The 6,630-nt window shown below is 67.9% G+C and carries 6 protein-coding genes and 1 rRNA gene; 1 reads left to right on the top strand and 6 read right to left on the bottom strand.

The window, feature by feature from the left end; genetic code table 11:
• The 3 genes from IU452_RS11660 to IU452_RS11650 all read right to left on the bottom strand — a co-directional run.
• Nucleotides 1-117, bottom strand: a 16S ribosomal RNA gene (locus IU452_RS11660); the annotation flags it as partial.
• A 535-nt stretch (nucleotides 118-652) separates the two neighbouring features.
• Entirely contained in the window at nucleotides 653-2,278 is a 1,626-nt protein-coding gene (groL, locus tag IU452_RS11655) for a chaperonin GroEL (RefSeq protein WP_195108948.1), read from the bottom strand.
• Between the two features lie 192 nt (nucleotides 2,279-2,470).
• Nucleotides 2,471-2,761, bottom strand: a complete 291-nt coding sequence (locus tag IU452_RS11650; RefSeq protein ID WP_195108947.1) for a hypothetical protein — start codon at nucleotides 2,759-2,761, stop codon at nucleotides 2,471-2,473.
• Nucleotides 2,762-2,855: 94 nt separating this feature from the next.
• Here IU452_RS11650 and IU452_RS11645 point away from each other — a divergent pair, with 94 nt between their 5' ends.
• Nucleotides 2,856-3,617: a trans-aconitate 2-methyltransferase gene (locus IU452_RS11645; protein WP_195108946.1), complete on the top strand. Its 762-nt coding sequence runs from the start codon at nucleotides 2,856-2,858 to the stop codon at nucleotides 3,615-3,617.
• Nucleotides 3,618-3,623: 6 nt separating this feature from the next.
• On the opposite strand, the gene IU452_RS11640 is transcribed toward IU452_RS11645, so the two are convergent.
• From IU452_RS11640 to IU452_RS11630, 3 genes are all read right to left on the bottom strand, one after another.
• Nucleotides 3,624-4,433: a Clp protease N-terminal domain-containing protein gene (locus tag IU452_RS11640; RefSeq protein WP_195108945.1), complete on the bottom strand. Its 810-nt coding sequence runs from the start codon at nucleotides 4,431-4,433 to the stop codon at nucleotides 3,624-3,626.
• Between the two features lie 56 nt (nucleotides 4,434-4,489).
• Nucleotides 4,490-5,572: an NAD(P)/FAD-dependent oxidoreductase gene (locus tag IU452_RS11635; RefSeq protein ID WP_195108944.1), complete on the bottom strand. Its 1,083-nt coding sequence runs from the start codon at nucleotides 5,570-5,572 to the stop codon at nucleotides 4,490-4,492.
• A gap of 91 nt (nucleotides 5,573-5,663) precedes the next feature.
• Nucleotides 5,664-6,551, bottom strand: a complete 888-nt coding sequence (locus tag IU452_RS11630; protein WP_195108943.1) for an RNA polymerase sigma-70 factor — start codon at nucleotides 6,549-6,551, stop codon at nucleotides 5,664-5,666.
• Nucleotides 6,552-6,630: the final 79 nt, after the last annotated feature.

Raw genomic sequence — 6,630 nt, 5'->3', positions numbered from 1 at the left:
CCACGTGTTACTCACCCGTTCGCCGCTCGTGTACCCCGAAGGGCCTTACCGCTCGACTTGCATGTGTTAAGCACGCCGCCAGCGTTCGTCCTGAGCCAGGATCAAACTCTCCGTTGAAGACTCTAGACACGCTCCACAAGGAAGCGAATCAGAAGTATCTCGAACCAGAGTCCGAAAACCTAACTAAAACGCCAGCCGGAAATTAGCTGACAAAAATGTCCATCCCTCACACGGGGGTATGAGAGACAGAAACCAAAAATAATTGGCACTGACATTCATCGACACACTATTGAGTTCTCAAAGAACAGGCGCACAAACAATCTCCCGGGCTCTTCACCCGCTCGATCGTGAGGCAACTTTTACAGCTTAGCTCAGCCCTCCACCACGATCCAAATCGGGGTCTCGGTCGAGCCAGTGTGATCGTCAGGCGCCCCTCGTCCAACCTCGTGTCCCCGGCCTCTCGGCCCGGGTCGGTGTCCGTGTCGCTCTGACCTGGAATAAGTTACGTGCCAACCGCTTTCGATGTCAAATCGCCTGGTCATACGGCCAATTGCGCGTGGGGCGTGCGGGACATCAGGGCGCAGAATCCCGGAAGCCGGCCCACTCCGAAGAGTGGACCGGCTTCCGTGAAAGGGGTTGGGAAAGCAGGGACTCAGAAGTCCATGCCGCCCATGCCGCCGGTCGGGTCGCCCGCGGGGGCGGCGGCCTTCTCCGGCTTGTCGGCGACGACGGCCTCGGTGGTGAGGAACAGGGCCGCGATCGACGCCGCGTTCTGCAGCGCGGAGCGGGTGACCTTCACCGGGTCGGCGACACCGGCGGCCAGCAGGTCCTCGTACACGCCGGTCTCGGCGTTGAGGCCCTGGCCGGCGGGCAGGCCCGCGACCTTCTCCGCCACCACGCCGGGCTCCAGGCCCGCGTTGAAGGCGATCTGCTTCAGCGGGGAGGCCAGCGCGACCTTGACGATGTTCGCGCCGGTGGCCTCGTCACCCTCGAGCTTCAGGTCCTCCAGAGCCGGGGCGGCCTGCAGCAGCGCCACACCACCACCGGCGACGATGCCCTCCTCGACGGCGGCCTTGGCGTTGCGCACCGCGTCCTCGATGCGGTGCTTGCGCTCCTTGAGCTCCACCTCGGTGGCGGCGCCGGCCTTGATCACCGCAACACCGCCGGCCAGCTTGGCCAGGCGCTCCTGCAGCTTCTCGCGGTCGTAGTCCGAGTCCGAGTTCTCGATCTCGGTGCGGATCTGCGCAACCCGGCCCTGAATGGCCTCGGCGTCGCCCGCGCCGTCGACGATCGTGGTCTCGTCCTTGGTGACGACCACCTTGCGGGCCTGACCCAGCAGGGACACGTCCGCGGTCTCCAGCGACAGACCCAGCTCCTCGCTGATGACCTCGCCACCGGTCAGGATGGCGATGTCGGCCAGCTGCGCCTTGCGGCGGTCACCGAAGCCCGGGGCCTTCACGGCGACGGACTTGAAGGTGCCGCGGATCTTGTTGACCACCAGGGTCGACAGGGCCTCGCCCTCGACGTCCTCGGCGATGATCAGCAGCGGCTTGCCGGCCTGGATGACCTTCTCCAGCAGCGGCAGCAGGTCCTTGACGGTCGAGACCTTCGAGCCGACCAGCAGGATGTACGGATCCTCGAGGACCGCCTCCTGACGCTCCGGGTCGGTCACGAAGTAACCCGAGATGTAGCCCTTGTCGAAGCGCATACCCTCGGTCAGCTCCAGCTGGAGGCCGAAGGTGTTGCTCTCCTCGACGGTGATGACGCCTTCCTTGCCGACCTTGTCCATGGCCTCGGCGATCAGGTCACCGATGGACTGGTCGCCGGCGGAGATGGCGGCGGAGGCGGCGATCTGCTCCTTGGTCTCGACCTCCTTGGCCGAGTCGAGCAGGCGGGTGGTGACGGCCTCGACGGCCTTCTCGATGCCGCGCTTCAGACCCAGCGGGTTCGCACCGGCCGCGACGTTGCGCAGACCCTCGCGCACCAGCGCCTGGGCGAGCACGGTCGCAGTGGTGGTGCCGTCGCCCGCGACATCGTCGGTCTTCTTGGCGACTTCCTTGACCAGCTCGGCGCCGATCTTCTCGTAGGGGTCCTCGAGCTCGATCTCCTTGGCGATGGACACGCCATCGTTGGTGATCGTGGGGGCGCCCCACTTCTTCTCCAGAACGACGTTGCGACCCTTCGGGCCCAGCGTCACCTTGACAGCGTCGGCGAGGCTGTTCAGACCCCGCTCGAGGCCGCGGCGGGCCTCTTCGTCGTACGCAATCGTCTTGGCCATTGCGAAGTGATCCTCCAGGATTGGGGGTGACACGATGCTGGCCAGGCTCGGTGCCCGCGACGGACGAGCGAGGGTGTCGTGGCTCCCGCTCTCACCGTCCCGACCTGGCACTCACAGGTCGAGAGTGCCAGATCCCTTTCTAGCACTCGGGGGTATCGAGTGCAAGGTGGAGAAGTCGACGGGAAGGGCCGCTCAGGTATCGGTGACGCGCAGCGCCAGAGCGAGGAAGGCGTCGGTGCGGCGCTCCTCCGGGGAGCGCGGTTCGCCGCGGTCGATGGTGACCTGTTCGGCGTCGTTGAGCAGCAACTCGGCTTCGATGCGCATGATGGCCCGAATGAACGGCGGTGCCACCTCGGGGGGCAGGTCGCCGTTCACGATGTAGCTACCGTCCGGACCGGTTTCGGTCTGGACGTACGAGAGCGCCCGTAGCAGGTCGGAGCGCAATTCCCCTGCTATTAGGTCGGAATCCGGGTCATCCGCCATAGCAATATCGTATCCGGACAACTCTTGTGCAACCCTGCATTTCGGAAATACAGTACGTACGTACGGTTTGGTAGCAGAGTGTCTGGAGCCTCTCATGTGGGATCCCCAGCAGTACCTGGCCTTCGACGACCACCGCTCGCGCCCCTTCTTCGAACTGCTCGGCCGCGTCGGCGCCGAGCGGCCTCGGCGTGTCGTGGATTTGGGCTGCGGCCCGGGGCACTTGACGGTCGCCCTGAGTGAGCGATGGCCGGAGGCGATCGTCGAGGCGTCGGACTCCTCGCCCGAGATGGTAGCGGCGGCGCGGGCACGTGGCGTGCAGGCCGACCTGCTCGACGTGCGGGACTGGCAGCCCGCGCCGGATACCGATGTAGTCGTGTGTAATGCGGTGCTGCAGTGGGTGACCGGGCACCCCGGCTTGCTGGGCGATTGGGCGGCGAAGCTGCCCTCCGGCGCCTGGCTGGCGATTCAGGTGCCGGGCAACTTCGACGCGCCGTCGCATCGCTGCATCCGCGAGGTGGCCGGTCGGGAACACTGGCGAGACAGGCTCGAGCCGACCGGCGTACTGCAGTCCCGCAATGTGCTCGATCCGACCGGCTACGCGACGGTGCTCAGCGAGGCGGGCTGTGCCGTCGACGCCTGGGAGACCACCTATCTCCAGCGCTTGACCGGCGAGGATCCGGTGCTGAAGTGGGTTTCCGGCACCGCCCTGCGCCCGGTGTACAACGCCCTCGACGAGGCCGAGTGGGCCCGCTTCCTCGCGGAGCTGACCCCGATGCTGCGGGAGGCATACCCGCAGCATGCGGATGGGACCACGTGGTTGCCGTTCCGGCGGGTATTCGCCGTCGCGCGCACGTGATTCCGGTCAGCGCGCGGGTGGAGTCGGCGGAACGGGAGGCGTAGGCGGAGCGGGAGGCGTCGGCGGCACCGGAGCCGAAGGAGGCACCGGCGGTGCCGGGGGCACAGGAGGTGCCGAGGCGACCAGGTCGGCCAGTTGCGCCACGATGTCCTTCTCCAATTCTTCACGGTTCAGCCCGAGGCCCGACAGCACACCCGAACCGTCCTCCAATTCCAGCAGGGCCAGCAGGATGTGTTCGGTGCCGATGTAGTTGTGGCCCATCCGCAATGCCTGCCGGAAGGTGAGTTCGAGAGCCTTGCGGGCGGGGCCGTTGTACGGGATCACCGCGGGCACCTCGTCGGCCGCGGGCGGCAGCGCGGCGGTGGCCACCCGGCGAACGGCGTCCAGGCTCACTCCTTTGGCGACGATCGCGTGGCACGCCAGGCTCTCCGGGTCACGGAGCATGGCGAGCACCAGATGTTCGGGCTGCACTTCCGCGTTGCCCGCCTCGCGCGCCTGCTCCTGCGAGTGCATCGCGACCGCCCGGGCGCGCGGGGTGAAGCGCGCGAATCCCGCGTTGGGGTCCATCCCCGGATCGGTCTTCGGGACGAACCGCTTCTGGGCGGCCTGTTTGCTGACGCCCATGCTCTGGCCGATATCGGTCCACGAGGCGCCGGAACGCCGGGCCTGGTCGACGAAATGGCCGATCAGGTGATCGGCCACCTCGTCCAGGTGCCCGGCGACCACGACCGCGTCGGACAGTTGTTCCAGCACATCGTCGGGCCGCGCCTTCTTGATGCCCTCGATCAGATCGTCGAGGCGAATCTTCTCCGTCATGCGTCAACAGTAAGTTGACATTTCGAGCTAAGTCAACGGCGAGTTGACGAGTTCGCTCAGGGCCGAGCATTCCAGGCCGCACCGCGCACGATCCGCTCCTTGAACCATGCCGCCGGACGCCCGGTGAGCACGCGATCGAGGGGTGAATCATCGGCCCGCACGAATTGGATGACACCGTCGCGACGCCCGAGGCTGATGCACTGGAAGACGTAGCGGAATCGCATCGCGGGCGGTTCCATACCGCGCACCCGGGCGGCCACCACCGTTCCGGCGTACTTGCCCACCGGGCTGGCGGTCGCGCAGGCCATGCGCAGCTCCCGTCCGTCGGGGCCGACCACCGCGGCGCAGTCACCGGCGGCGTAGATATTCGGATCCGAGGTGCGCAGCTGCTCGTCGACCAGCAGTCGGCCGCGGCCGTCGACCGCCAGACCGGCACGGGCGGCCAGTTCGGGCACCGCGAAACCCGTTGTCCACAGGACGGTGTCGGCGGCGATATGGTCGCCGCTCGCCGAGCGCAGCCCGTCCGGCAGCACCTCGATCACCTTCGCTCCGGCCCGGACCTCGATGCCCAGCCGATCGAGCACCTCGCCGATATGGGCACGGGCCTTGTCCGACAGCCAGGCACCCGGCTCCTCCGAGCTCACCAGCGCCACAGCCAGATCCGGGCGGGATTCGGCCAGTTCGGTGGCCACCTCGAGACCGGTGGCGCCCGCGCCGACCACCGCGACCCGGCCGTTCAGCGGACGGATTCGCGCAACATCCTCGGGGGTCGCCACGGTCGCGGCGTATTCCCGCACGCCCACCACGCTGTCCACGTCCGCGGTGCTGCCGAGGGCATAGACGAGGGTGTCGTAGCCGAGCACCGTGCCATCGGCCAGCACCACGGTCCGGGCGTCCCGGTCGATCTCGACCGCGGTGCCCTGCACGAAGCGAATCCCCTTGCGCTCGAAGAGATCCCGCAACTCCCAGCGCGGCACCTGCTGGCCCGCGGCGGCCTGATGCAGCCGCACCCGCTCGACGAACTGCGAGCGGGCGTCGACCACGGTGACCTGCGCACCGGCCACCTCGCTCAGCCGGCCCGCCGCCGACTGGCCCGCGTACCCGGCGCCGAGAACCACGATTCGATGTTGTTCGGTCATGAGTGACTCCTTCCGAAAAGGCCGACACTCTTCAGACCCGACAGCCGCCCGATCCCTGACAGCAACCGTGGGTGTGCTGCATCACAGGCGTTCAGCGCAGCTTGTCGGTGCGCTGGAAGTAGGCGAGCTTGTCCGGGTTGACGACCAACCGCACGGCCGACACCTCCGCACCGGCGAGATCGACCGACCCGATGAGCACGACCGTGTCGCCGATGCGTGCCACGGCCGCCGGAGCGCCGTTGACCTCCTCGATGGCGAGGTCCAAACCGGGCACCTCGCGGTGGAACAATCCGACCAGGTAGCGCGCCACCCGCGCCACCCCGGCCACCGGCCGCCTCGCCGCGGTGACCTTGCCGCCACCGTCGGCCATGGCCACGATGTCGGCGGTGAGCATCCGTTCCAGCGCGGCCACGTCGCCGCCGCGCGCCGCGCTCACGAAGCGGTGGAGCAGCTCCCGCGCGTGTGCGGGCACCGCGTCGAACCGGGACCGCTCGTCCCGAACATGCTGGCGCGCACGGCGGTACAGCTGCTGGGAATTCGCCTCGGACAGCTCCAGCATGTCGGCGATCTCGCGGTGCGCGTATCCGAAGGCCTCCCGCAGCACGAACACCGCCCGCTCGACCGGCGACAGCCGCTCGAGCATGGTCAGCATCGCCATCGACACCAGCTCACGCTGCTCGGCCGATTCCAGCGGGCCGAGTTCGCCGCATCCGGTCGCCACCGGTTCGGGCAGCCACGGCCCGACATAGGTCTCCCGGCGGGCCCGCGCGGAATCCAGCCAGCTGCGGCACAGGTTCACCACCACGGTGGTCAGCCAGGCCTCGGCGGAGCGAATATCGCGGCGATCGGCGGCGTCCCACCGCAGATACGCCTCCTGCACGGCATCCTCGGCCTCGCTCGCCGAACCGAGCATGCGGTAGGCGAGGGCGAACAGCCGCGGCCGATGCACCTCGAATTCGGCCAAGCCCGACTCGTCCACCGCTCACCCGCCTTCGACAACAGCCACTGAACGCGACGCTACTCGCCGTGCCGCGGCGGGCCCCATTCCGCCCGGCCCA

The organism is Nocardia transvalensis (assembly GCF_015477765.1).
In the GTDB taxonomy this organism is placed as follows: domain Bacteria; phylum Actinomycetota; class Actinomycetes; order Mycobacteriales; family Mycobacteriaceae; genus Nocardia; species Nocardia transvalensis_A.
The sequence above is the reverse complement of the archived record's forward strand: the minus strand, read 5'-3'. Positions and strand labels throughout refer to the sequence as shown.

Coding starts and splice junctions, on each gene's coding strand:
- IU452_RS11650 (WP_195108947.1), bottom strand. CDS start 2,761: ATGGCGGATGACCCGGATTCCGACCTAATAGCAGGGGAATTGCGCTCC.
- groL (WP_195108948.1), bottom strand. CDS start 2,278: ATGGCCAAGACGATTGCGTACGACGAAGAGGCCCGCCGCGGCCTCGAG.
- IU452_RS11645 (WP_195108946.1), top strand. CDS start 2,856: ATGTGGGATCCCCAGCAGTACCTGGCCTTCGACGACCACCGCTCGCGC.
- IU452_RS11640 (WP_195108945.1), bottom strand. CDS start 4,433: ATGACGGAGAAGATTCGCCTCGACGATCTGATCGAGGGCATCAAGAAG.
- IU452_RS11635 (WP_195108944.1), bottom strand. CDS start 5,572: ATGACCGAACAACATCGAATCGTGGTTCTCGGCGCCGGGTACGCGGGC.